Below are 24440 nucleotides of genomic sequence, written 5' to 3'. Positions count from 1 at the left end.
TAACTAAACTGACCAGTCAGTTCAAATAAGGGTTCTACAGGCCGTACTTTTCCAGAAGCCGTAGCCACACTTCGCTGATGGTGGGGTACGACGGAACGGCATGCCAGAGACGGTCCAGCGGGACTTCACCCACGATCGCAACGGTTGCAGAATGGAGCAATTCGGCGACGCCCGGGCCCACAAAGGTAGCGCCGAGGATCACCTTCCGGTCCTCATCCACCACTATTTGCGCCCAGCCTTTGTAGTCGGGGGAGTGCAACTGGGAGCCGGACACATCTATGGGCAGTTCCACGCCGGTGACGTTCTTGCCCTGCAACAACGCCTGCTCCAGGCTCGGGCCCACGGAGGCAACCTCAGGATCGGTGAAGACGACACTGGGGACTGCATGCTGATTGGCGGTTTGGGCCCAAGGGCTCCAAGGCTGCGGCGTTCCTTTGAGCTTGCCGTTGGCTCGGGCGACGATCGCGTCACCGGTGGCACGGGCCTCGTATTTACCCTGGTGCGTCAGGAGGACCTTGCCGGCCGCGTCGCCGGCAGCGTAGAGCCATAGTCCGCTGGTGCCGTCACTTGCGGGGCCTTCCACCAATCCGCTGGCTTCGGTTGTGAGTCGCAGGGGCTTACCGTCCTGTGCTTCAACGCCCACATTTTCCAGGCCCAGATTGGCCAAAGCGGGGTGCCGTCCCGAGGCGACCAGTAGTTGGTCGGCGGTGGTGGTTTTGCCGTCGAACGTGACTGTCACCGAGCCGTCGTCGTTCTTCTCCGTTTTCTCCACATCGGTGTGCAGGTGAACAGCGACGCCGTCGGCGCGAAGCCCTGCCAGGACCAGGTTCGCGGCTTCCTCCGGGTAGCTGCTCAGCAGGCGGCCCCGGGCGATCAGCGTGACATCCGAGCCGAGCCGGGCGAATGCCTGCGCCATTTCCACGCCCGCCACGCCGCCGCCGAGCACCACAAAACGCTTCGGAACTTCCTTGGCTGCCGTGGCGCCGCGGGTGGTCCAGAACGGAACGTCCTTCAAGCCATCAATGTCCGGGACGGTAGGGGTTGAACCCGTTGCGATCACCACAGCATGGTGGGCCTTCAGCGCGTAGCTGTTGCCATCGAGCCCATCCACCTGGACCTCGCGCGGGCCTGTGATACGGCCGCGTCCACGAAATAACTCAATGCCGGCGCTGTCCAGCCATTCGACCTGGCTGCCGTCCTGCCAGTTATTGGTGAACCAATCCCGATGCTTCAGCGCGGCCTCGGCATCAATGGTTCCAGTGATTGCCTCCTTTGCGCCCGGCACCACTTGGGCGGCGTGGAGCACACTCCCCGGACGGAGGAGCGCCTTGGACGGGATGCATGCCCAGTATGAGCACTCGCCGCCCACCAATTCGCTTTCGATGATCACCGCCGTCAGGCCGCCGCGAACCACCCGGTCCGCCACGTTTTCCCCTACGGCGCCCGCGCCGATAACGATTACGTCGAATTCCCGGGAGCTCTCGGCAGTCATGGGGAAAGCCTACGCCGGGTTGGTATGCGTTGTGAGGCCCGCTTTGCGCGCTTTGGGTGGGTTTTGGGGTGCAGAGCAGGCCTCGCAACGCGTGCGGCCGGCCCGTGCGGGAAATCTCAGGGAATTCCCGGCTTGTAGCTATGACGGAGGTGGGACATCCGATATTGTATGCTGCGAGCTACCCGTTCTTTGGTGGGCACTATGCTCGCCTCAATATTAACACCGCACCTGCTCCCCAACCTGGCCTCGCCGGAGTGCGGGGCAGGTGCATCGGCAAGGAGAAAGCCATGACAACTTCCGGTGTGGTTCCGCAGGCGCGGTTCAGCGCACAGGCCCGGCTGCGTGCCTTGCAGTCGGACATTATGGAATTGATCCTTGAGCGTGAGCTCGAGGCTGGCGATCCATTGCCCACGGAGAGTGAGCTCTCTGTCGCCCTGGGCGTAGGCCGAAACACTCTCCGCGAATCCCTCAAGGTGCTCCAGGCCCTCGGCGTGATTGAGATCCGCCACGGCTTCGGCATGTTTGTGGCGCCGAGCAACTTTGATGCATTGGCTGATGGGCTCACGTTCCGGGGGCGGCTTTCGCTTCGCCATCAGGGACTTGAAGCCCTCCAGCTGGTAGATGTACGCCAGGCTCTCGAATCCGGGCTGATTGGCTCTTCCATGGATGTCATGACCAAGGAACAGCTTGCCTCCATCGAGGAGGCCGTGAAGCAGATGGAAGATCTGGCTGCCGCTGGCGAGAACTTCGTCGCCGCCGATGCCGAGTTCCACCGCCGCCTTTTCGAACCTCTCAACAACGAACTCCTGATCAATCTCATGGGGGTCTTCTGGAAGGTCTACCGGAAGATCCACGTGGAGATCGGCCCGGGCAACGAGGACCTGGCAAAAACCGCTGCGATGCACCGCGGAATTTATGCGGCAGTTGCTGCCGGCGACAAGGTTTCGGCTTCTGAGCTGCTCAACCGGCACTTCGACGGCATCCGTCGCCGCATCAGCGAGGCCGTGGGGGAGTAAACGCTCCGCACTTAACGCAAGGGACCGCCGTCGTACTTCTGTGAAAAGTACGACGGCGGTCCTTGCGTTTCTGCGTGCGGGTCACCTTCCGCTGCGGCTTACCCAACTAGGTAACAGCAAGTGCTGCAATGAGGGCTCAGTGGAGCACTTGCTGTTACCTAGTTGGGTACCCGGGCAAAACAAAAGACCCGCACCGGCGAGCCGGTGCGGGTCTTCATCTGTGCGCCCAAAGGGATTCGAACCCCTGACCTTCTGTTCCGTAGACAGACGCTCTATCCAGCTGAGCTATGGGCGCATTTCGTGTGATTCTCGGCGGTCTGTTTCTCTGACCCCCTCGAACCTCAATAAACTTTACAGAAGTTCATGTGAAGTTCCAAATCGAAAAGCTGTAATCTACGCAACTAGACCGGTCTACGTGACCTTCGTCACTTAAATTCAGCCTTTCCGCTTGTCAATCCTTGATTTCTAGCGGTTTTCGCTTCCACCGCCTCCGGATGTCCGATGTCTGACAGCGGATTGGTCTGGTCCGCGGCCCCTATCGTTTAGGACACACCACTGAACCCGAGGAAGGGAACCGCAATGGGCGATCTGGCGCGACTGCCGCTGCTTGAGAAGGCACCTACTACGCATGCACGCCTGCTGGCCTGGGTTGAGGAAGTTGCCGAGCTGACTCAGCCGGACCGCATCCACTGGGTCGATGGAAGCGAAGCAGAAAACAAGAAGCTCACCGACGAACTCGTCGAGGCCGGCACGCTGAAGCGGCTGAACCCGGAAACGTTCCCGAATTCCTTCGCGGCGTTCTCTGACCCCGCCGACGTTGCCCGTGTAGAAGAGCAGACGTTCATCTGCTCCGAGAACGAGCGCGACGCAGGCTTCACCAACAACTGGATGGCCCCGGCCGAGATGAAGCAGAAGCTGCGCGGACTCTTCGCCGGCTCCATGCGCGGCCGCACCATGTACGTCATTCCGTTCGTTATGGGCCACTTGGATGCCGAGGACCCGAAGTTTGGCGTCGAGATCACCGACTCCGCCTACGTTGTTGCCTCCATGCGCATCATGGCCCGCATCGGCACGGACGTCCTGGACCGCATCACGCAGACCGACGCTTTCTTTGTTCCCGCCCTCCACTCGCTGGGCGCACCACTGGAAGCCGGGCAGGCCGACGTCGCATGGCCTTGCAACACCGACAAGTGGATTGTGCACTTCCCCGAAGAGCGTTCCATTTGGTCCTTCGGTTCGGGCTACGGCGGCAACGCCCTTCTGGGCAAGAAGTGCTACGCGCTGCGCATCGCTTCGGTGATGGCCCGCGACGAAGGCTGGCTGGCTGAGCACATGCTCATCCTCAAGCTGACCTCCCCCGAGCAGAAGACCTACTACGTCTCCGCCGCTTTCCCGTCCGCCTGCGGCAAGACCAACCTCGCGTTGCTCGACCCCACCATCAAGGGCTGGAAGGTTGAGACGCTTGGCGATGACATCACCTGGATGCGTTTCGGCAAGGAAGGCGAGCTCCGCGCCGTCAACCCCGAAGCTGGCTTGTTCGGTGTTGCTCCGGGTACCGGCTGGGGCACCAACCCCAACGCCATGCGCGCCATCGCCAAGGGCAACAGCATCTTCACCAACGTTGCACTGACCGACGACGGTGGCGTTTGGTGGGAAGGCATGACGGAGGAAACCCCGGCACACCTGACTGACTGGCGCGGCGAGTCCTGGACTCCGGACTCGGACGCTCCTGCTGCGCACCCGAACTCGCGTTTCTGCACGCCGATCGACCAGATCGACATGCTGGCCGAAGAGTACTTCAGCCCGGAAGGCGTTGAGCTGTCAGCGATTCTGTTCGGTGGCCGCCGCAAGACCACCATCCCGCTGGTCACCGAGGCCCGCGACTGGTCAAACGGCATCTTCATGGGTTCCACTCTGTCCTCCGAAACCACGGCTGCTGCCGCCGGTGCTGTCGGCGTGGTCCGCCGCGACCCGATGGCCATGCTGCCGTTCATCGGCTACGACGCAGGTGACTACCTGAACCACTGGGTAAACCTGTCCGCCAAGGCCAACCCGGAGCGTCTGCCCAAGATCTTCCTGGTGAACTGGTTCCGTCGCACGGCTGAAGGCGGCTTCGCCTGGCCTGGTTTCGGAGACAACGCCCGTGTGCTCAAGTGGGCCATCGAGCGCCTCGAGGGCAAGGCTGACGCCGTGGAAACCCCGATCGGTTTCGTGCCGACCGGTGAATCCATCGATCTCGAGGGCCTGGACATGACCCCGGCCGAGGTTGAGTCGGCTGTTCGTGTCGATCCCGAGGAATGGGCAACCGAGTTGGCGTCCATCGAGGAATGGTTCGCCAACTTCGGCGAGTCGCTCCCGGCGGCGCTTCAGTCCGAACTGGACGGTCTCAAGACCCGTCTGGGCTAGACCTCTTAGGAACAACGGCGTTCTTAAGCGAACGACGACGGCCCGTCACCTTTCGAATGAAAGGTGGCGGGCCGCCGTCGTGCTTGGGGCTATTGTCCCCGCTGGAGTGCGTGCCCTAGTTGGCGAGCCACACGTCCGGGCCGAACACTTCGTAGTGGATCCGGGTAGCTGGAATTCCGGCATCAATGGCTTCATCGCGGATCTTCTTCATGAAGGGGAGGGGGCCGCAAAGGTAAAGCGAAGCGTCTGCGGGCATGTCCAGTTCACGCAGCGACATGAAGCCGTGGTTGGTTCCGGGGTGGGGAGACTCGAGCCAAAGCTGCAGGTCCGCGTCGATCCGCGCTGCGTCCGCGGTCATCTGGCCGCTGAGCGCCCAGTTCTCGATGGTCTTGTCGGCGTGAAGGACCAGGATCTGCCGATCCGTGCCCGTCTCAGCGAGCGACCGCAGAATGGAAGCGGTGGGGGTGCAGCCAATACCTGCAGAGGCCAGGATGACGGGGCCGTCACCGTTTCTGAGGGTAATCTCCCCGTACGGGTTTGAAATTTCGAGGATGTCACCGGGTTCGACGCCGGCGTGCAGGGCGGTGGACACCTCACCCCCGTCGTTCAGCTTGGTAGTGAAGGTCCGGCTCGTGCCCGCGTCACCGGAAAGCGAATACTGGCGCACCTGGCGCAGGCCATCCGGAAGATGGACCTTGACACTGACGTACTGACCGGGTTCTGCCGGCGTTACCGGGGTGTCGTCTGCCGGTTCCAGGGTGAACGTCACCGCATCAGTGCCTGCCGGGTCCTTGCCGGTCACACGCCAGGGCATCCACATTTTGTGGTTCGCCTGAGATGCGTACAGGTCCTTTTCCAGTTTGATCAGTGCGTCTGCCATGAGCCAGTACACCTCTGCCCATGCTTCAGCGATCTCCGGAGTGATGACGTCGGCCAAGTCCGCGGCGATGGCTGCAAAAAGGTGTTCGTAGACCACTCCGTACTGGTCCTCGGTGATTCCGAGGGAGGCGTGCTTGTGCGCAATGCGGGAAAGTACTTTTTCGGGGAGGGTGCCCGGATTGTTGATGAGGTGGGTCGCGAAGGTGGCGATACTCCCCGCAAGCGCCCGCTGCTGATCTCCGGAACGCTGGTTGGAGCGGCTGAAGAGTCCATCGAGCAACTCGGGGTGCGCGGCGAAGAGTCGATTGTAGAAGTCGACGGTGATCGTGCCGATCCGTGAACCAACCAGCGGCAGCGTGGCTTCAATGGTGGGGCGGGACTTTTCCGAGAGCATGGTTCTCCTGGCTGTAGGGGTCGGTTTAGTCGACCAAATATATAGGCATTTAGAATGCTTATATCTATATCCAATTTCTACACTGCGTAGAAGAGTTCTGCAAGCCGGACAGAACCGGCTGTTGGAGGTGCTGTTGTGCCTGCTACGACTAAGACTGAGTGGCCGGGGTCCTGAACTCCGGCCGGAGCCCGATGGATTGGAACACGGGGTTCATCTGCCGGGCATGGGGGAGGGACGCGATAACCACGGCATCGAGCTCTGTGTAGAACGCTTCCCTGGCACGGTTCATTGCGTGGCGCAGCCCGCACTCATTGATGAGAGGGCAGTTCTTGGTGGGGGATTGGCACTCAGCTGGATCCTGCCGACTGTCCAGATGCCTGAGGACTTCGCCAACTGTCGCCCTCCGACCGGTTTCATTGAGCCGGGAACCGCCCAACCGTCCCCGCTCAACATCGATGTATCCAAGTGCACGCAGGCGCACCATCGCCTTGCTGACATGGTTGTATGGGGTTCCCACGGCATCCGCCACCGCTTGGGTAGTCAGCAGCATGCCCTCTGGAGCCGCGGCCAACACCATGATTGCGCGGAGGCTGACATCTGCGAAGGCGTTGATTTTCATGGGCTCAGCTCACGGATAAGGTCTAGTCCACCCAGATGGATGGTTCGTGGGTATCGGGCTCCATGGCACTGAACGCGAAACCGTCCACTGCGGGAGTGTAGGGAATGATTGCTGCAAGGACTTCGCCATCCCTGTGCTCGGCTGCACCATGGATGCCGTCAGTACCATGGTCCGGCAAGCTGACGTCGCTCACAACAGCCACGGCTTTGAAATCATCACGGCCTTGACGCAGCAAATCATGGATGTCGGTCAGCATCTGCCCGGCATCCACGTCGCCGTTCTCGTCCGGCTCGCCCGGGGCAATCATCACTATCCGCAGTTCACCATCGTTCGAGAGCGTGATGCCAAACGGGAAGAATCCGCCATTCTGCTGGATGTGCTCCTGGGCGGTCCCAAGCGCTGTGCCCAGCGTCTCGCGGAGTTCGCGGTCCTGGACGGATTCGCCTTTACCCGGCGCGCTGGAGGGCAGTTCGCTCATGCGGACCACACCCGTGCAGGAGTTGGCATCACTGCTGTCTCGCCGAACGCGACGGTCCGGGACTGTTCGTCGATTTCATAGGGTTTGAGAAGGAGCATCGAAAGACCTTCAGTGTGTTCGATGTGGAGCCTGAGAGCGTCAAGGGCAACGCCTTCGCCGTTACTGGGGGTGAGGCGGACATCGCTGATGACGCACGTACCCCGCAATGACTGGATCCCTTGGCGGAAACCGTCTGTCAATAACTGGAGGGACTCTTCCGAATCAACCTCGTCGTCCTCGGTGGGCTCTTGGTATGACATATGGTGCGCGATCTCACCCGTGAGATCGGTAGTGACACCATACGGCGCCAACGAGCCGTTCTTCCCCAACTGATCCTGGCCGAAGGGTACGGCCGCTCCAACAAGATCGAAAACATCCTGGATGGCCTGCTCGGAGAGTCCCTCATGCCACCATTCCTCCGCAGGAGCGGCTCCGCCCGCCCATACGTAGGGCTCCTGAGCTTCTACCCGGGGGTCACTCATGGTGGGGTGCTTCAGGAACTTCTTGCGGGTGAAGTCCACACGGATGATTTGGCTGATGCCACTGCGGTGTTCAGCCCACAAGTGGAGCGTGTCTTCGGTCTTACCCGCCTGCGGATCCAGTACAGCAACCATCGCGAGGAGGTTTTCGGCATGGCCCGAGAAGAGATCAATGGTCAGCTTCACGGACAGCAGCGGGTCCGGGGGCATGGTCCCCTGAATTTCCTTGGGGACTTCGCCGCGGTGGATGGAGCCGTCAGTGTGGAGCATGAAGACGAACGGAGCAAAGCTCTTGTTGATTACCAACTGGGCGTCAGCCAGCTTAAGAGCCTCGGCCACGACTGCAGCCAATTCGGATTCGGGCGAGGTGCGAGCCTCGGACGGAATCTGCGTCATGCCGGCCCGTTCCTAGGCCCGAACCAGCGCAAGGACGCGGTCACGGATCTTCTCCATGGTTGCCTGGTCCTTGGCTTCGGCGTTCAGGCGGAGGAAGGGCTCAGTGTTGGACGGGCGAAGGTTGAACCACCAGCTGCCGTCCTTGGCATTGAACGTGCTGCCGTCCATGTGGTCGATGTCGATGTCTTCGGTTTCGAAATCGGCTCGAACCCGCTCCACGGCACCGGCCTTGTCTTCGATCTCGGAGTTGATCTCGCCGGAGGAAACGTAAGGTTCGTATTGGCGTCCGAGTTCGGAGAGGGGGCCGTCTTGCTCACCCAGGGCAGCGAGGACGTGCATGGCGGCAAGCATGCCGGTGTCAGCGTTCCAGAAATCCCGGAAGTAGAAGTGCGCGGAGTGCTCACCGCCGAACACGGCACCTTCCTCGGCCATGACGGCCTTGATGAAGGAGTGCCCCACCCGGGTCCGCACAGCACGGCCGCCATCCTTGGCTACGAGCTCGGGCACGGCCTTGGAGGTGAGGAGGTTGTGGATGATCACCGGGGTCTCTTCACCCGCGGCCTGGGCTCGGGCGATCTCCCGACGGGCCACCATTCCGGTGATCGCGGACGGGGAAACGGGCTCGCCCTTTTCATCAATGACGAAGCAGCGGTCCGCGTCGCCGTCGAAGGCGAGGCCGATGTCGGCGCCATGCTTGACGACGGCGGCCTGGAGATCACGCAGGTTTTCCGGCTCCAAGGGGTTGGCCGGGTGGTTGGGGAACGAGCCGTCGAGTTCGAAATAAAGGGGAACGATTTCGAAAGGCAGCGCCGGGAGGAGTTTGTCGCCGAGTACGGCAGGGGTGGTTAAACCAGCCATGCCGTTGCCAGCATCGACCACAATCTTCAGTGGACGGGAGCCGGAAAGGTCCACGAGCTTCCGCAGGTACTCGGAGTAGTCCTTCAGAACGTCATGGACGCCGATCTCGCCTCTGGTGCCTGCCGCCGGGATAATGCCGGTGTTCAGGTACTGCTCAGCGAGGGCCTGGATTTCCTTGAGCCCGCTCTCCGAAGAGATGGGCTGGGCGCCGGCCTTGGCCATTTTGATCCCGTTATACGCGGCCGGGTTGTGACTTGCGGTAAACGTTGCGCCGGCAGCGTTCAGGGCCCCGCATGCATAGTAGAGCTCGTCGGTTGAGATGAGGTCCAGCAACTGGACGTTCGCGCCACGCGTGGCTGCCCCGTTGGCAAAGGCTTGGCTGAACTCCGGAGAGGAGGGACGCATGTCGCCGCCAACCAGTACCGTTTCACCCTCCAAGCCCAGGACGTCTATGAAGGCAGCGCCAACGGCCTCGACGATTTCAGCCGTGATGGTTTCACCCACGATGCCCCGGACGTCGTACGCCTTGAAGGAAGCCGAGAGGTCGAATGTCTTGTTCTGCTCGCTAGTCACGGGCTCAATCCTACTGTGGCAAGGCAGTTGGGGTTGAACTTGAATAGATGACCTGTGGATAGCCGTTATCCACATAGCGGGACACCCAGGTTCTGGCTGTCAGGGTCGGCTGGAATACTGGGTTGATGGCCAACAACTCCCCAAACGCTGCCGTTTCCGTGCAATCACCTACCCATCACCAGGCGCTGGCGTGCCTTCGTGAGTTGGTGGGCCACCCGGAAGCGCGGTTCCACGACGGACAGTATGAAGCCATTGAGGCGTTGGTGGATGCGGGCCGCCGGGCGCTGGTAGTCCAGCGCACAGGTTGGGGGAAGTCTGCGGTTTACTTCGTGGCTTCATTGCTGTTGCGCCGCCGCGGCGCCGGTCCAACGCTGATTGTGTCGCCGTTGCTTGCGCTCATGCGTGACCAAGTGGCCGCAGCTGCCCGGGCAGGGGTGCGGGCTGTCGCCATAAACTCCGCCAATGCCCTGGAATGGGACACGGTCCTGGCCCAGCTCGCCGCGGATGAGGTTGATGTCCTTCTGGTGTCCCCGGAGCGGCTCACCAACCCCTCCTTCAGGGAGAACCAGCTTCCGGAGCTCATTCGTCGCACCGGGCTCCTGGTGATTGACGAGGCACACTGTATCTCGGACTGGGGACACGATTTCCGCCCCGATTACCGCCGCATCGCGGACCTCATTGCACAGTTGCCAAAGTCAGTTCCCGTTCTGGCCACCACAGCCACGGCCAATTCCAGGGTGGTCCATGACATTGAGGAACAACTTGGTGCCGGAGTCTTGACCATACGTGGCGCACTCGGGCGTGAATCGCTGCGGCTAGGTGTCCTTACCCTGCCCGATTCCAGGGATCGGCTGGGCTGGCTGCTGACACACCTCACCGACATGCCCGGCAGTGGCATCATCTACACCCTGACCGTCTCGGCGGCCGAAGACACTGCACGGCTTCTTGCAGAGGCCGGGCACAACGTCCTGTCCTACACGGGGAGGACGGACCCTGCGGACCGGGAACGTGCTGAACAACTGTTGAAGGACAACCAAGTGAAGGCCCTCGTGGCCACGTCCGCCCTGGGCATGGGGTTTGATAAGCCGGACCTGGGCTTCGTCATCCACCTTGGTGCTCCGTCGTCACCGGTTGCCTACTACCAACAGGTTGGCCGCGCCGGCCGTGGTGCAGCCAACGCAGACGTTTTGCTGCTGCCGGGCTCCGAAGACCGCGAAATTTGGCAGTACTTCGCCACAGCATCCATGCCGTCGGCCGAGAAGGCCGAGTCTGTGCTGAGGGTGCTTGGGGAAGCGGGCTCAGCCCTGTCCACCGTCGCGCTGGAAGCCAGAGTGGACCTTCGGCGCACGCCATTGGAACTCCTCCTCAAAGTCCTGGCAGTTGATGGGGCCGTAGAGCGCGTTGGAGGCGGTTGGCGATCCACCGGGAAGCCGTGGAACTATGACGCCGAGCGCTATGCCCGCATCGCCGAGGCCCGTGTGGATGAGCAGGATTCCATGGTGATCTACCAGGACACGGCCGGCTGCCGCATGGAATACATCACCTCGGTTTTGGACGACGAAACGGCAGCAGCTTGTGGACGCTGCGACAACTGCGCCGGCCGCTGGTTCCCGGTGGACGTGGCAGCGTCGGCGGCCGACGCCGCAGGCCAAACTCTCCGGCGTGCGGGTATAGCGGTGGAGCCGCGCCTTCAGTGGCCCAGTGGCATGGATCGGCTCGGTGTGTCCGTCAAGGGAAAAATCAAGCCCGATGAGAGCGTTTCCGAAGGGCGGATCCTGGCAAGGCTTACCGACTTGGGCTGGGGCGGTGCTTTACGGGAGCTGTTCGCGTCCGGGGCACCGGATCGCGACGTGGATCCTGCCATGCTGCAGGCATGCGTCCAGGTACTCCGCGAATGGTCCGGAGCCGAGGGCGGAACTCCGTGGAGCGGCGTCGGACGACCCGCGGCGGTCATCAGCATCCCGTCCCGGAGCAAGCCGCAGCTGGTCGAGTCCTTGGCACAGGGAATTGCCGGAATAGGACGGATGCCGTACCTCGGCCAGCTGCAGCCACAGCACGGAGGGCCGACGGGGGCACGCGGCGGCAACAGCGCTTACAGGCTGGCCGGTGTCTGGGACAGGCTTGTTGTTGGTCCCGAACTTGCCCAGGCCTTGGCGGGCACAGGAGGGCAGCCTGTGTTGCTGGTGGACGACCTCATAGACAGCCGCTGGACCATGACCGTATCTGCACGTGCCTTGCGCCAAGCCGGTGTGGGCGCGGTTCTGCCGCTGGCGCTGGCCCAAGCTGGATAGGGCCGCCCGCGAGCCAGTGCGAGCAGCTAAGGGGCGGTAGAACTACGTCATGTTGTGATCGCTCCCACCCTGCGTCTATAGGATCAAGCAAACACGCCTGCTTGCCTGTCGCGGGCCACCAGCCAGAACTTGGACCGGAGCCATGAGCACAAAACCCACCGCCGACGTCGAAGCTGCCGGCGAAACCAGTTGGCGGCCCCGCCTGGCCTTGTTGGTGGCGGCAACGTTCTTCATGGAGTTCCTCGACGGGACCATCCTCACCACTGCCATTCCCAGCATCGCCTCCGATTTCCGTGTAGCGCCGGCAGACATCAACATCACCATGACCGCATATTTGGTGACGGTGGCGATGGGGATTCCTTTGAGCAGTTGGCTTGCCGAGCGGTTCGGTGCCAGGCGGATCTTCTGCCTGGCGATATCGGTGTTCACCATCGCCTCCCTGCTTTGCGCCATCAGCACGGACCTGACCATGCTGACGCTGAGCCGCGTGGCCCAGGGCATGGGCGGAGCCATGATGGTTCCGGTCGGCACGCTGGTGGTGTTGAGGGGCACCCCCAAGTCGGAGCTTCTCCGCGCCACCGCGTATCTTGTGTGGCCTGGCTTGTTGGCCCCGGTCTTGGCCCCGATGGTGGGTGGTGCTCTCACCACCTTCCTGTCGTGGCACTGGATCTTCATCATCAACGTCCCTCTCGGCCTGGCCGCTTTCATTGCCGCCCTCAGGCTGGTACCGCGAACACAGTTTGATGCCCGGCGTCGACTGGACTGGTTCGGGCTGCTGCTCACCACACTGGGCGTGGGCGCCCTGGTAGTTGGGCTGGAGGCCTTGGGAGGCCACGCGTCCAATGTGCTTGCCGTGGCGGTGGTTGCTGCCGGGTTACTGTCCCTGGCCGGTGCCGTGTGGTGGATGCGGAAAGCCGGGGTTCCCCTGTTTAATCTCAGCGTCTTTGGGACCAGGACTTTCAGGGCGACTTCCACCGGTGGTTTCATTTACCGGCTGACCATCAGCTCGGTCCCTTTCCTGTTGCCTTTGATGTTCCAGGACGGCTTTGGTTGGGATCCCCTCAAAGCCGGAGTCATGGTCGCCGCAGTGTTCGTGGGCAACATCGGAATCAAGCCGGCCACCACGCCGCTCATAAGGCGCTTTGGATTCAAACCGGTGCTCGTCTTTGCATCGTTTGCCTCAGCCATCACATTCGCGTTGTGCGCCTTCCTGGACGCCCGAACACCCGAGCCACTGATATTCGCTTTGTTGCTGTTCAGTGGTGTGTTCCGCTCCATCGGTTTCTCCGCGTATGCCTCGGTGCAGTACGCGGACATCGTCCCGGGACAGCTGCCCTCAGCCAACGCTATTTCTGCGACGCTCGTTCAGTTGGCGGCGGCGGCAGGCATCGCCGTGGGTGCCCTGTTCCTGCGCCTGTTCGAAACCACCCAGGTGTTCGGGGCAGACCAAGTGGCGGCTTATAAGGGCGCGTTCATTGCCATGGCCCTCCTGATGCTGATCAGTACGGGGGATAGCCTTGCCCTCCATCGTCATGCCGGGGCGGAGGTCAGCGGCGGAGTGAAGCGGGCTTAACGCAAAAGGTCCCGGTTCGAAAACCGGGACCTATTCGCGGAGACGGGGGGATTTGAACCCCCGGTGGAGTTGTGCCCCACACTTCATTAGCAGTGAAGCCCATTCGGCCGCTCTGGCACGTCTCCCTTTGCTATTGCTAGCCCACCAAGGATACGCAGAAGGTGCCGTCTAGCGCAAAACAGCTTCTTGTCAGTTGCTTCCGGCCAAGGAACGCCACAGGAAGTGGTTGCTCCGGGCCTGGAGCGCTGCTGCCTGCCTGTTGTCGGAGGCGCCCGCGTGACCGCCTTCAAGAGCTTCATGGAACCAGACGTTCGGGATGCCCATGGCCTGCATGCGCGCCGCCATTTTGCGGGCCTGGACAGGTCCCACACGGTCATCGGAGGTGGCTGTCCAAATGAAAGTCTCAGGGTATTCCACACCGTCGTGTAGCAAGTGGTACGGCGAGAAAGTGCGGATGAACTCCCACTGGACCGGAACATCAGGGTCACCGTATTCGGCGATCCAGGAGTATCCGGCGGAGAGCTTGGTGTAGCGGCGCATGTCCAGGAGTGGCACCCCGCAGGAAACAGCCCCGAACAGTTCCGGGTACTGGGTCAGCATGTTGCCCACCAGGAGGCCGCCGTTGGAACCGCCTACGCAGCCGAGTCGACGGCGGCTGGTGACGCCTCGCGAGATGAGGTCCTTCGCCACGGCGGCGAAGTCCTCGTATGCCCGGTGCCGGTTCTCCTGAAGTGCTGCACGGTGCCAGGACGGACCGTATTCGCCACCGCCGCGGATGTTGGCAACAACGAAGACACCACCGCGTGAGTGTGCGGCAGCTCCGTCGTCGGAGGATACGCCCAGGGTGCGGCGTTCCAGCCAGGCCCGCCCGATTGTTCCGCTGTAGGCCGGAGTCCTGGAAACTTCGAAACCGCCATAGCCGGAAAGCTGGGTGGGGTTTTGGCCGTCCAAGACCAAGTCCTTGGACGCGACCTGGAAGTAGGGAACCTTGGTCCCATCGTCAGAAACAGCGAAGTGCTGCTGGACTTCGTAGTCGGCCTCGTTGAAGAACGACGGCGACCGCTTCACCTCGGCGTGCCGGCTCGCCGCCCCGGCAACAAGTGTCCCCCTGGTCAGGGTGGTGGGCGTGGTGAAGCCGGTGGCTACCAGCCAGAAGTCGTTGCCTTCAGCGCCAGGGTCTTCGTCATCCACGGCATAGGCATTGACGTCATGCAGTGGAGGGCAGGCGTCCAGGACGGTGGCGGCCCAGCCGCCTTCAGAATCGGGACGGGCCGGGTCCAACACCCGGATTTCGGAGGACACATCGCGCAGGAGGTTCAGCAGGAGGTAGTCCTTGGTCCAGCTCCACGACTGCAGCGACGTGTGGGCATCCGGCGTGAACAGGACCAGCAATGACCGGGAACCCGCCAGGTAAGACTCGAAGTCCGCGGCCAGCAAGGACCCGGCAGGGTAGAGAACACCGGCAACATCCCAGTCCTTCTGCGGACGGAACAGCAGCCAATCCCGGTGGGCGCTGATGTTCACATCCGTGGGGACATCGATGACCACCCAGGAGTCGTCTCGCAGCAGCGACGTATTCCGGTTGTAGAAGTCGATGTAGTCCACGGCGAAGGTCCGCTCATAGCCCGGGGTGGAATCGTGGGCCACCATGGCCAACATGTGGTCCTCGGGGATTTCGAAGAGGCGCTCTGCCTGGGCCAGCGTTTGGCCGCGGCGCAGCTTCACCCCGGTGCGGGCATAGGAGGACGTAGTTGCGGGGAGCCCATCCGCCGTGCTGGACACAAGCAAAGTGTCGGCATCCAGCCAGCTGACGTTGCCTTTGGCTGTCGGCACGTCAAAGCCACCCTCCACGAAGGTGCGGGACTCGACGTCGAACTCGCGGTGGCGGTCAGCGTCGCCGCCGTCGGGGGAGAGCGAAACCATGGCCAGGCGGTACTCGGAGCCGTCGGCAGGACGGAGGAAGCCGACACCATGGAAGACCCACTCAACGCCTTCGGCGGCGGCAAGGGCGTCGATATCCAGCAGGACGTCCCACTCCGGCTCCTCAGTGAGATAGCTTTCCCACGTAGTTCGACGCCAAAGGCCCTTGGGGTGTTCCTGGTCTTTCCAGAAGTTGTAGTAGAAATCGCCGCGTTTGGAGACCATTGCGATGCGATCGTTGGAGTCGAGGACCTCCAGGATGCCAGCCTCAACGGCCGCGTACTCGGCGTCCTCCAGTAACTCCTCGGTGCGGGCATTCTGCTCGCGGACCCACGCCAGCTGCTCTTCGCCGTGGATGTCCTCAAGCCAAACGTTTTCATCCGTCGGCTCAGGCGCGACGTCCGCTGCATGCCGCGGGCCGGGGGCCGGCGCGGTCTCATTCTCGGGAAGTGGCGACTGATCAGCTTCTGTGGTGGTCATCGCCCCATCCAAGCAACACTCTCCAACAGTAAGCAAGTCACAGGAAGTTAGGCTTGAGCGTGGCTAAATCGCAAACCAACCGTGTTGCCCTGATCGGGGCCGGCCCTCGGGGCACCAGTGTCCTCGAGCGGTTGCTCGCGAACTGGGCTGCGGACAGCCCGCCAGAAACCACCCTTCTCATCGATGTCGTGGACCCTTATCCGGCCGGGTCGGGGCACGTGTGGCAGCCGGAGCAGTCACGCCTCTACTTGATGAACACCCAATCGTTCTATCCCACCCTCATTCCTGAGGACCCTCAACTCGCCCCACCGCTCGCGGGTGGTTCGTTCGATCAGTGGCGCGAGGCCCGCCGCCGTGATGGCAGGGGACTGAACGATGCAGAGAAGGCGGAACTGGCCACCCTCGAATCGCACGACTTCCCCAGCCGCGCACTGTACGGGCGGTACCTGCGCCAAACTTTGGCGGGGCTGCTTGAACGGCTTCCCGACGGCGTCGAGGTCACCTTTCATAAGGCGCTCGCCGTCGCCGCGCAGCCTGTTAAGGGCGAAAAGGAAGACGGGTTCGACGTCGAACTCGACAACGGCGAGACGCTCACCGTCGGTTCCGTGGTCCTCGCTCTGGGCCATATCGAGTCCAGGTTGAACCCGGAGCAGCGGTCCTTTAAGAGCGCCGCGGAGGAGCAGGGCCTGAGGTACTTCCCGCCCGCGCCGCCTGCCGATGTTGATTGGCAGGCCGTGCCTGACAACGAACCCGTGCTGGTCCGGGGCATGGGTCTGAACTTCTTCGATGTCATGGGCCAGTTGACGGAGGGGCGCGGCGGTAAGTTCGTCGAGGCTGGTACGCCTGGCACGGGTATCCTCGAGTACCGGGCTTCTGGGCGGGAGCCCAGGATCATTGCAGCGTCCCGCAGGGGTACCCCTTACCGCGCGAAGGCCGGGTTGGCGGGTTATTACCCCAGCAGCATCACCATGCGCTACCTGACAGAAGATGCGGTGGACCGCTTCCGTGCAGCCGGTATCCAGCCGGGGTTCGATCATGACCTCTGGCCGTTGCTTCACCGGGATGCACTTTGGGCCTATTACTCAACACTTGCGCGGTCTCAGCCCGCCGCGATCAAGGACCCCGCACAGTTCCTCGCCGACCTTGAGGATGCGCTCCAACCGCATGCGCACACCACCGCGAACTGGGAAGTCGAGGTGGGAAACGTCGTGGAAAAACACGTCGTCGCTTCCCGCCGGCTGAACCTGAGGGGGCTCGCGGCGCCGCTCGCTGGGCGGACCTTCGCTTCCCGCCGCGAGCTGGACGCCACCATCACGGCCTACCTTGATGATGATGCCCGACGATCAGCACTGGGCGAGGCGGACCCTGTCAAGATGGCGATCGGTGCCCTCCACACCGGGCGGGCGATCCTCAAATCCGTAGTAGCGGACGGGGGCATCACCGATGAATCGTGGCTGGGTGGTTTGCGCGGCTGGTTCGAATCTTTTGTTGAAGGTCTGGCAAGCGGAGCGCCTGCACTGCGATCGGAGCAGCTGGCCGCTTTGGCGCGTGCCGGCGTCGTGAGTTTCGTGGGACCAGACCCGAAGTTCAGCGTGGACCGCGGTGCCAAAGTGTTCCGGGCGGTTTCGCCGTGGGTCCACGACGCTCCGGTTGAAGCAAGGACTCTTGTGGAGGCGATGTCGCCAGCCAACAGAGTGGGCATCAATCTGTCTCCCCTTCTGGAACAGCTCATGGCCGATGGGCTGGTGCGCACCAAGATCATGATGAGTGTTGAGGGCACGCCCATGCAGACCACGGGCCTTGACGTTGAACCGCATCCTTACAGGCCTCTGGCCGCGAACGGTTCCATCACCAGGAACTTGTATGTCCTGGGCCTCCAATTGTCTGCGTCGCAGTGGGGGACAGCCATTGCCGCTGAGGCCCGTCCGCGTACCGGACCTGCTTACGCGAGCGGCCAGCGAACCCTTCGCGATGCCGACGAGATAGCGCGTAGCATTCTCGGCCGCTAGCGACTCAAGGTTGCGCCGTTGCCCGGCCTTCGCTATGGTGTGAGCTGCATCACTGAGTTGGTGGTGCGCGCTACTGATCTGCGGCGGGAGAGTCCTGCCGGTACATCCCGTCAGGCGCCGTAGGAGCAAACCCTCCCCAGGAATCTCTCAGGCCCATGTACCGCCGCGGCGAGGCAACTCTGGAAAGCAGTCCGGTTACCGGGCTCACCGAAGGTGCAAGCCTTTCTGCCCTGCAGGAAGGCGGAAACTCTCAGGTCCACGTACAGAGCGGGGAGGAACCCGAATCAACGTGGCACCCTGTGCCGCCTGAACGATGGAGTTCCTTTGACGATTCAGCGCCCGCCATCCACTGGTCCAGATTCACCCCACCTCGAGCGACAGCTCAGCAACCGCCACATCCAGCTCATCGCCATCGGCGGAGCAATTGGCACAGGCCTTTTCATGGGATCCGGCAAGACTATTTCTGCTGCCGGCCCGTCCGTCATCTTCGTCTACATGATTATCGGCTTCATGCTCTTCTTCGTCATGCGTGCCATGGGCGAACTTCTGCTGAGCAACCTCAACTACAAGTCCTTTAGCGACTTCTCGGCCGACCTGCTGGGACCCTGGGCCGGCTTTTTCACCGGCTGGACGTATTGGTTCTGCTGGGTCATCACGGGGATCGCGGACGTGATCGCCATCGCCGGGTACTCCCAGGAACTTTGGCCGTCCTTGCCGCTCTGGGTGCCGGGCCTGATCACCATCGGGATCCTCCTGCTCCTGAACCTCGCCACCGTGAAAGCGTTCGGTGAGACCGAGTTCTGGTTCGCCCTCATCAAGATTGTCGCCATCGCGGCGCTCATCATCGTTGGCTTGTTCATGATTTTCAGCGGCTTCCAGTCCGACGCCGGACCGGCCGCCTTCTCCAATCTCTGGAGCCATGGCGGCTTCTTCCCCAACGAATTCATGGGCTTTGTAGCCGGCTTCCAGATCGCCGTCTTCGCATTCGTGGGCATAGAACTCGTGGGCACCACAGCGGCCGAGGCCAAGGACCCCGAGAAGAACCTGCCCAAGGCCATCAACTCCATCCCCATCCGTGTGCTGCTCTTCTACGTCGGTGCGCTGATCATCCTGATGTCCGTTACCCCGTGGACGCAGTTCGCTGCCGGACACAGCCCCTTCATTGCCATGTTCTCGCTGGCCGGTCTCGGCGCAGCGGCCACCATCGTCAACCTCGTGGTGCTGACCTCGGCAATGTCATCGGCAAACTCGGGCATCTACTCAACGTCCCGCATGGTGTTCGGGTTGGCACAGGAAGGTGACGCGCCCAAGGTGTTCGGCGCGCTCTCAGGACGCAAAGTACCCCGGAACGCCCTGTTCCTTTCCTGCGTCCTGCTGCTGTCCGGCGTCGTCCTCATGTATGCAGGCTCGGATATCGGCAAGGCCTTTGACATGGTCACCACGGTGTCCGCTGTCTGCTTCGTCTTTGTTTGGTCCATCATCTTGGCGAGTTATCTGGCCTTCCGGAAGCGTCGTCCGCACTTGCACGACTCTTCGGCGTTCAAGATGCCGGGAGGCGTGGTGATGGTCTGGGTAGTGTTCGCGTTCTTCGCCTTCGTCCTGTGGGCTCTGACCACACAGCCGGATACGCTCGCCGCCCTGCTGGCCACGCCGGTGTGGTTCGTCATTCTGGGTGTAGCCTGGTTGATCCTCCGCCGCCGGCCAGCACATGTGGTCCGTTATGAGGAGTTCAAGGCTGAGCTCCGGCGGGATGCTGACAGGGTCCAGGAACCGGAACCGGCCAACAAGTAGCCGCGCTCTCAACAAAACGCAGGGCCCCTCACGAAGAAGATCGTGAGGGGCCCCGCTGTTGCTTCCGGCAGGCCGGATGGCTCAGGGGGTTAGCCCCTCAGGCACTTCTGATAGTCCAGCCACGCAAAGGCGTACCGGAGCCATCCTGCGATGTCGTACCACTTGGACGGCTTGGTAGGGGCGGTGCACTGCGGCGGGTTCGGACCGCTCTCAGCCACTGTCACCAAGGCCTTCACCACGGTTCCACTTTCGACGGCGGTGAGCACCACTGTGCCGGTGCCTGCAGCCGCCGCGGCGGGAACCTTAAGGTCCACTGTGGCGGCCCCCGAGGTCACGGGGACCGAGCCGAGCGCCACGGCGGCGCCCTTAGCGTCCATGAAGACGGCGTTCAGCGTTGCGTTGGCGGGGCTGCCGATCGAGGTGAGGTTCAGTTTGGTGACGGCCAGGGTAATGGAGTCGCCGGCCTTGACCTCAGCCGCTGTGGTGTTGGCCACGGCAACGGAACGGCGTGCGAAGTCCGGTGAGACAGGATTGTGTTCGCGCAGGTACTTGATCCACGCATCGCGGTCCACCAGGCCTGTGTCCTTCGTGTCCGTGCCCTCCTTGAAGATCCGGAAATTGTCACCGCCGGTAGCCAGGAAGCTGAACGTCCCGATCCTGTACTGCTTGGCAGGATCGATCACAGCGCCGTTGACCCAAATGCCGGTGATGCGGTCACCCGCGGGGCGAGCGACGTCATAGGTGTAGTTGACGTTTTTGGACACGCCCAGCTGCTGGTAGGGACGGCTGGGGATGGTGCCGTCAGCGTTGGTCTGCCACTGCTGCTCCAGGAGGGTCTTGAACTGCGCACCTGTGAGGGAAGTGGTCCAGAGGTTGTTCACGAAAGGCAGGACCGCGTTGGCCTCGGCGTAAGTGATGGTGCCGTCCGGCGCGTAGTACAGCTCGTTACGCAGCCCGCCGGGGTTCACGACGCCGATCTCCGCGGAACCCAGTTCGGGCGCCTTGAGCGTATCCACCAGGGAGTCCGCCACCAGGTTGCCGAGCGTGGATTCGTTCGCGCGATCGTCCCGCTTGGGGGCGCCGCCGGCAGGATCCGGGGTGAAGGCTGTGGTGATATCAGCGGTCACGGCGCCCACCGGCTGGTTGCCGATGACGGCAGCCTCGGCGAGTGCCTTGTCCACGATGGTCTTCACAGTAGCCACCCGTGGGTAGGCAGCGACGAGGCTTTCAGCGGTATCGGTCGTCCGGTCCACGATGGCGGCCTTGTAAGCAGTGACTGACTTGCTTGCGGTATCCACGGTGAGGGTCACGCTGCCCACGTTCTCGCCGTAGTTGCCGGTCTGTACGATGGGTCGGGTCTTGCCGGTCGGCTGGCCGTTGGCGTCCAGTACCGGGGCGTCCCAGGCGTACTCCTTGTGCGTGTGACCCGTGAAGATCGCGGCGACGTCAGGAGTGGTTTCTTTGACCAGCTTTGCGAATGGTCCGCCGGCTGCAACTTCCTGCTCCAACGTGGCGCCCTCAGGCGTTCCTGAAGCGGCTCCGTCGTGGTTTTCCACGATGATGAGGTCGGCCAGGTTTTCGGCTTTGATCTTCGCGGCAACCCGGTTGATGGCTTCCACAGGGTCGCCGAACTCGAGGTCGGTAATGCCGGCCGGCGTCACCAGGGAGGGAACTTCCTGCGTGACAGTACCGATCACTGCGACCCGCATGCCGTTCATGTCCAGGACCTTGTACTCCGGCAGGACCGGCGTTGTTGTGCCCTTCTGGTAGACATTCGCACCCAGGTAGGCGAACTTCGCGTTGGCACCTCCGGCTGCGACGCGGTCGCGCAGGTCCGCCCAGCCGCCGTCGAACTCGTGGTTGCCCACTGCCGAAGCCTGCAGCTCGAGCGCGTTCAGGACGTCGATGGTTGGCTGGTCCTTGGCTACCGAAGAAGCGAAGAGGGAAGCGCCGATGTTGTCACCGGCGGAAATGAAAGCGGTAGCGCCGGGGGCAGCTGCAGCGCGGAGCTTCTCAACCGTTCCGGCGAAGAGGACTGTGTTGGAGTCGATCCGGCCGTGGAAGTCGTTGATACCCAGGAACTGCAAGTCGACTGTCGCCGGCTGGTCAGCGGTAAGGTTCAGGCCCACCACAACAGGATCGTGGTCGCTGGCCCGGAACTCGTCCCCGGCATAGTAGTTGGTCACATTGTTGTTATACCTGCTGTACTCCAGCGCGACGGACTCCACGGAGTTGATGTTCCAGATGTCGGTTCCGGTGACCACTTTGTGGGCGGCCGGGGAAGCCAGGATGTGGTCCAGGGAGCCCACCATGCCGCCGAAGAGGTAGGAGTGCTTGCCTGTACCCGCCTCGAGGTCGGTGTAGCCGGCTGTGGTGAGGACGTTGATGGGGTCTTCCTTGGCGTAGGCGTTGAAGTCGCCGATCAGGAAGACCTTGTCCGTGCCCTTGGAGGCCTGGAGGTCCTTGGAGAAGGTGAGGAGTGATTCAGCCTGCTTGGTGCGGGCAATGTTCGAGGCGCCCTGGCCCTTGTCCGTGTCATCCGGGGTGGCGGCGGAGCCCTTGGACTTGAAATGGTTCACGATGGCGATGAACTTCTTGTCATCGTCTCCGCCAACCGGCTTGAAGACCTGGGCCAACGGCTTGCGCGCACTGGCAAAGGCCACGGTGTCGTTGTGGATGATGGACTCACCCACGGGCTCGGCCACTGCCTTCTTGTAGATGAACGCGGTGCGGATCATGTCCTCGTCGCTGAGCGGGGGAGCGTTGGCGGGTGTGTGCACGTAGTCCCAGACCCCAGGGCCCTTGACGTTGAGGGCATCCACCAGCTTGGAGAGGGCGTCGTCGCGGTTCTTGCCGAACTGTGCGGAGTTTTCGATCTCTTCAAGGGATACGACGTCGGCGCCGGACTTGGTGATGGCAGCGACGATCTTGCTTTGCTGGCGCTCGAAATTCTCGGCGTTGGCAGCACCGCGGGCATTGCAGCCTTCCTTGACCGTGATGGGGTTGCCGTCTCGGTCGGTGTAAAAGACGCAGCCGGCGAGCTGGTCGCCTGTGGTGGGGAAGTAGTTCAGTACGTTGAAGGAAGCCAGCTTGAGGTTGCCCCCTACATCCGCAGGACCTTCAGGCCTGGTCGCGGTGAAGCTGGCAGGCTGAACCGACTCAGCATTGGCCGCGGTCAGGGCGGTAAGTGGCTGGAACTTCCAGGAGTTGTTGCCGTAGCCCAGGATGACGTCGGTCCGGAACTGCGCCGGGGAGCCAACGCGTACAGGATCCGACGTGGTCAGGTACGGCAACTGCTGGGCTTTGGTGGTGGCGTCCTTGAGGAAGTTGGTGGACGCGCCGTCGTCGAGCTTGATGCCGCGCAGAGCGTTATCCGCCACCACAGCGGCGTACTCCGCCGAACCGTAGCTGGCTACCGCCGTCGGCTGCACCAACGGTGACTTGCCGGCCGCGAGGCCGATCTCGCCGTACTGGTTCAGGGAGTAGTTGTCCGTGACCGTAAAGTCACCTTGGGGAGCCAGGAGCATGCCCTCCAGGCTTTCCCGTGCGGCCTCATTGGCGGGCAGCGCGAACGGTGTTGACTTCACCTCCGGCGCCGCTTCGGTGAGCTTCTGCAACCCTGCCGCCTCGACGGTGAGCTGGGTTTGGCTGGCGAACTCGCTGACGACACCGGTGAGTTGCACGTAGTCGCCGGGCTGGACCGCCGACGTCGTTGAGGGTGAATAGACGAACAAAGCGTCCGACGCCGTCCTCGCCGCCCCCGCGCTTTCACCGCCGCTTCCTGCGGTCTGCACGTAGTAGCCGTTGAAGCCGCCGGTTGCGTAGACAGCGGTGACCTTGCCGTTGGTGGTCACGGTGCTGCCAACAAACGGACTGGCCGTACCGGTGCCCTGGATCTCGGCAATGGTCTTGACGCCGGGCTCCGGCTGGGGGTCAACCGGCGGGGTTCCGCCACCGTTGGAGGCAGTGGGGGTGATGGTTGCGCTGAGGCTGAAGTCGGCGGCGTTGGAGTCGGTGTCCACACCATTGGCGCGGTTCAAGCTTTTGACGTCCGCGTTGCTGGTAGGTGCGGTGGCAGCGGCAGTCTCAAAGGTGTTGGAGCTGCCATAGCCCAAGAGGTCAGCGATGGCGGCGTTGCCCGTCACCGACCCCGCCGGAAGCGGAGAGACAGCAGTGGCCTGCTTGGCCAGGACGAGTGTTCCAGTGGTTCCGCTGGGATTCAGCGTTCCTGTGGCCTGCACATCGGCCGCGGGAAGCGCCGGTGCCGTGGAAGTACCGCTGTTGGTGGCACCCTGGACCAGGAAATACCCCTTCGCGGGAATGCTTCCCGTCAGGGGAGTGATTCCTGTGGGTGCTGCTGTGGCCGTGGCTGCCCGGTATTGCAGCGACCAGCCCGCCAAGCTGACCGGTGCGTCCGAGGAATTGTAAAGTTCAACGAACTTGTTCTTGAAGGCGGCACCGCTGCTGCCACCGCTGAGATACGCCTCGTTGATCACCACCGGGGAAGGGCCGACGGCGAGCTCATCAGCTGCAAAGGCCGGCGCGGCCGTCAACGGGGCGGTGATTAACCCAGCCGACAGGACAGTGCCCGCCAAGGATTTCCAATGCATAAGTTTCATCCGCTCGAACTTTCATCAGTGAGCCCTGTGGGGCTCCATGAATGGCGCCCACTGTCTTATGAAGTGGGCGGGTACCGGAAGTTACTCCCGGGTAAAGCTGCCTCGGGCCTAGCTGAACACGAACGGAT

At 62.5% G+C, this 24440-nt stretch carries 14 protein-coding genes, 2 tRNA genes and 1 riboswitch; of the genes, 6 read left to right on the top strand and 10 right to left on the bottom strand.

Annotation, left to right across the window (positions count from 1 at the left end; genetic code table 11):
- Window positions 1–34: 34 nt before the first annotated feature.
- Window positions 35–1492 carry a dihydrolipoyl dehydrogenase family protein gene (locus ACZ881_RS04155; protein ID WP_476112746.1) on the bottom strand — a complete coding sequence of 486 codons (1458 nt, stop codon included), beginning with the start codon at window positions 1490–1492 and terminating at the stop codon, window positions 35–37.
- A gap of 287 nt (window positions 1493–1779) precedes the next feature.
- Here ACZ881_RS04155 and ACZ881_RS04150 point away from each other — a divergent pair, with 287 nt between their 5' ends.
- The gene (locus tag ACZ881_RS04150; protein WP_091465427.1) at window positions 1780–2508 is read left to right on the top strand and encodes a FadR/GntR family transcriptional regulator; all 729 of its coding nucleotides are present in this window, start codon (window positions 1780–1782) and stop codon (window positions 2506–2508) included.
- Window positions 2509–2729: 221 nt separating this feature from the next.
- Here the strand turns inward: ACZ881_RS04150 and ACZ881_RS04145 are convergent.
- Window positions 2730–2803 (bottom strand) — tRNA-Arg (locus ACZ881_RS04145).
- 284 nt (window positions 2804–3087) lie between these two features.
- On the opposite strand from ACZ881_RS04145, the gene ACZ881_RS04140 reads away from it, so the two are divergent.
- On the top strand, window positions 3088–4914 hold the full coding sequence (locus ACZ881_RS04140) for a phosphoenolpyruvate carboxykinase (GTP) (protein WP_017198121.1): 1827 nt from the start codon (window positions 3088–3090) through the stop codon (window positions 4912–4914).
- Between the two features lie 115 nt (window positions 4915–5029).
- Here the strand turns inward: ACZ881_RS04140 and ACZ881_RS04135 are convergent, their stop codons facing one another.
- The 5 genes from ACZ881_RS04135 to ACZ881_RS04115 form a co-directional block, all read right to left on the bottom strand.
- Window positions 5030–6187, bottom strand: coding sequence for a globin domain-containing protein (locus ACZ881_RS04135; RefSeq protein WP_476112743.1), 1158 nt, complete (start codon window positions 6185–6187; stop codon window positions 5030–5032).
- 148 nt (window positions 6188–6335) lie between these two features.
- Window positions 6336–6806, bottom strand: coding sequence for an RrF2 family transcriptional regulator (locus tag ACZ881_RS04130; RefSeq protein ID WP_091465433.1), 471 nt, complete (start codon window positions 6804–6806; stop codon window positions 6336–6338).
- A gap of 22 nt (window positions 6807–6828) precedes the next feature.
- Window positions 6829–7284, bottom strand: coding sequence for a hypothetical protein (locus ACZ881_RS04125; protein ID WP_476112741.1), 456 nt, complete (start codon window positions 7282–7284; stop codon window positions 6829–6831).
- A complete protein-coding gene (locus ACZ881_RS04120) occupies window positions 7281–8198 on the bottom strand; it encodes a hypothetical protein (protein ID WP_476112739.1) in 918 nt (305 codons plus the stop codon). The genes ACZ881_RS04125 and ACZ881_RS04120 overlap by 4 nt, the downstream gene beginning before the upstream one ends.
- A 12-nt stretch (window positions 8199–8210) precedes the next feature.
- Window positions 8211–9629 carry a phosphomannomutase/phosphoglucomutase gene (locus ACZ881_RS04115; RefSeq protein WP_476112737.1) on the bottom strand — a complete coding sequence of 473 codons (1419 nt, stop codon included), beginning with the start codon at window positions 9627–9629 and terminating at the stop codon, window positions 8211–8213.
- 125 nt (window positions 9630–9754) lie between these two features.
- Here ACZ881_RS04115 and ACZ881_RS04110 point away from each other — a divergent pair, with 125 nt between their 5' ends.
- Entirely contained in the window at window positions 9755–11920 is a 2166-nt protein-coding gene (locus ACZ881_RS04110; RefSeq protein WP_476112735.1) for a RecQ family ATP-dependent DNA helicase, read from the top strand.
- Between the two features lie 142 nt (window positions 11921–12062).
- Window positions 12063–13493 (top strand): MFS transporter, encoded by a 1431-nt coding sequence (locus tag ACZ881_RS04105; protein WP_476112733.1) that lies wholly within the window; start codon window positions 12063–12065, stop codon window positions 13491–13493.
- Window positions 13494–13530: 37 nt separating this feature from the next.
- On the opposite strand, the gene ACZ881_RS04100 is transcribed toward ACZ881_RS04105, so the two are convergent.
- Both ACZ881_RS04100 and ACZ881_RS04095 read right to left on the bottom strand, forming a co-directional pair.
- Window positions 13531–13618: transfer RNA gene (locus tag ACZ881_RS04100), tRNA-Ser, on the bottom strand.
- Window positions 13619–13682: 64 nt separating this feature from the next.
- Complete coding sequence (locus tag ACZ881_RS04095; protein ID WP_476112731.1) at window positions 13683–15893, bottom strand: prolyl oligopeptidase family serine peptidase; 2211 nt, start codon at window positions 15891–15893, stop codon at window positions 13683–13685.
- 59 nt (window positions 15894–15952) lie between these two features.
- On the opposite strand from ACZ881_RS04095, the gene ACZ881_RS04090 reads away from it, so the two are divergent.
- Complete coding sequence (locus tag ACZ881_RS04090; RefSeq protein WP_476112729.1) at window positions 15953–17902, top strand: FAD/NAD(P)-binding protein; 1950 nt, start codon at window positions 15953–15955, stop codon at window positions 17900–17902.
- 74 nt (window positions 17903–17976) lie between these two features.
- Window positions 17977–18075: riboswitch (glycine riboswitch) on the top strand.
- 151 nt (window positions 18076–18226) lie between these two features.
- Window positions 18227–19693 carry a D-serine/D-alanine/glycine transporter gene (cycA, locus tag ACZ881_RS04085; protein ID WP_476112727.1) on the top strand — a complete coding sequence of 489 codons (1467 nt, stop codon included), beginning with the start codon at window positions 18227–18229 and terminating at the stop codon, window positions 19691–19693.
- An 89-nt stretch (window positions 19694–19782) separates the two neighbouring features.
- Here cycA and ACZ881_RS04080 read toward each other — a convergent pair whose 3' ends face one another.
- Window positions 19783–24303 (bottom strand): ExeM/NucH family extracellular endonuclease, encoded by a 4521-nt coding sequence (locus ACZ881_RS04080; protein ID WP_476113841.1) that lies wholly within the window; start codon window positions 24301–24303, stop codon window positions 19783–19785.
- Window positions 24304–24440 lie beyond the last annotated feature (137 nt).

It is taken from the genome of Paenarthrobacter sp. TE3676, assembly GCF_056279165.1.
Note: the sequence above shows the minus strand (reverse complement) of the source record. Positions and strands in the feature narration are given on the sequence as shown.

Coding starts and splice junctions, on each gene's coding strand:
- ACZ881_RS04155 (WP_476112746.1), bottom strand. CDS start 1,492: ATGACTGCCGAGAGCTCCCGGGAATTCGACGTAATCGTTATCGGCGCG.
- ACZ881_RS04150 (WP_091465427.1), top strand. CDS start 1,780: ATGACAACTTCCGGTGTGGTTCCGCAGGCGCGGTTCAGCGCACAGGCC.
- ACZ881_RS04140 (WP_017198121.1), top strand. CDS start 3,088: ATGGGCGATCTGGCGCGACTGCCGCTGCTTGAGAAGGCACCTACTACG.
- ACZ881_RS04135 (WP_476112743.1), bottom strand. CDS start 6,187: ATGCTCTCGGAAAAGTCCCGCCCCACCATTGAAGCCACGCTGCCGCTG.
- ACZ881_RS04130 (WP_091465433.1), bottom strand. CDS start 6,806: ATGAAAATCAACGCCTTCGCAGATGTCAGCCTCCGCGCAATCATGGTG.
- ACZ881_RS04125 (WP_476112741.1), bottom strand. CDS start 7,284: ATGAGCGAACTGCCCTCCAGCGCGCCGGGTAAAGGCGAATCCGTCCAG.
- ACZ881_RS04120 (WP_476112739.1), bottom strand. CDS start 8,198: ATGACGCAGATTCCGTCCGAGGCTCGCACCTCGCCCGAATCCGAATTG.
- ACZ881_RS04110 (WP_476112735.1), top strand. CDS start 9,755: ATGGCCAACAACTCCCCAAACGCTGCCGTTTCCGTGCAATCACCTACC.
- ACZ881_RS04105 (WP_476112733.1), top strand. CDS start 12,063: ATGAGCACAAAACCCACCGCCGACGTCGAAGCTGCCGGCGAAACCAGT.
- ACZ881_RS04095 (WP_476112731.1), bottom strand. CDS start 15,893: ATGACCACCACAGAAGCTGATCAGTCGCCACTTCCCGAGAATGAGACC.
- ACZ881_RS04080 (WP_476113841.1), bottom strand. CDS start 24,303: ATGCATTGGAAATCCTTGGCGGGCACTGTCCTGTCGGCTGGGTTAATC.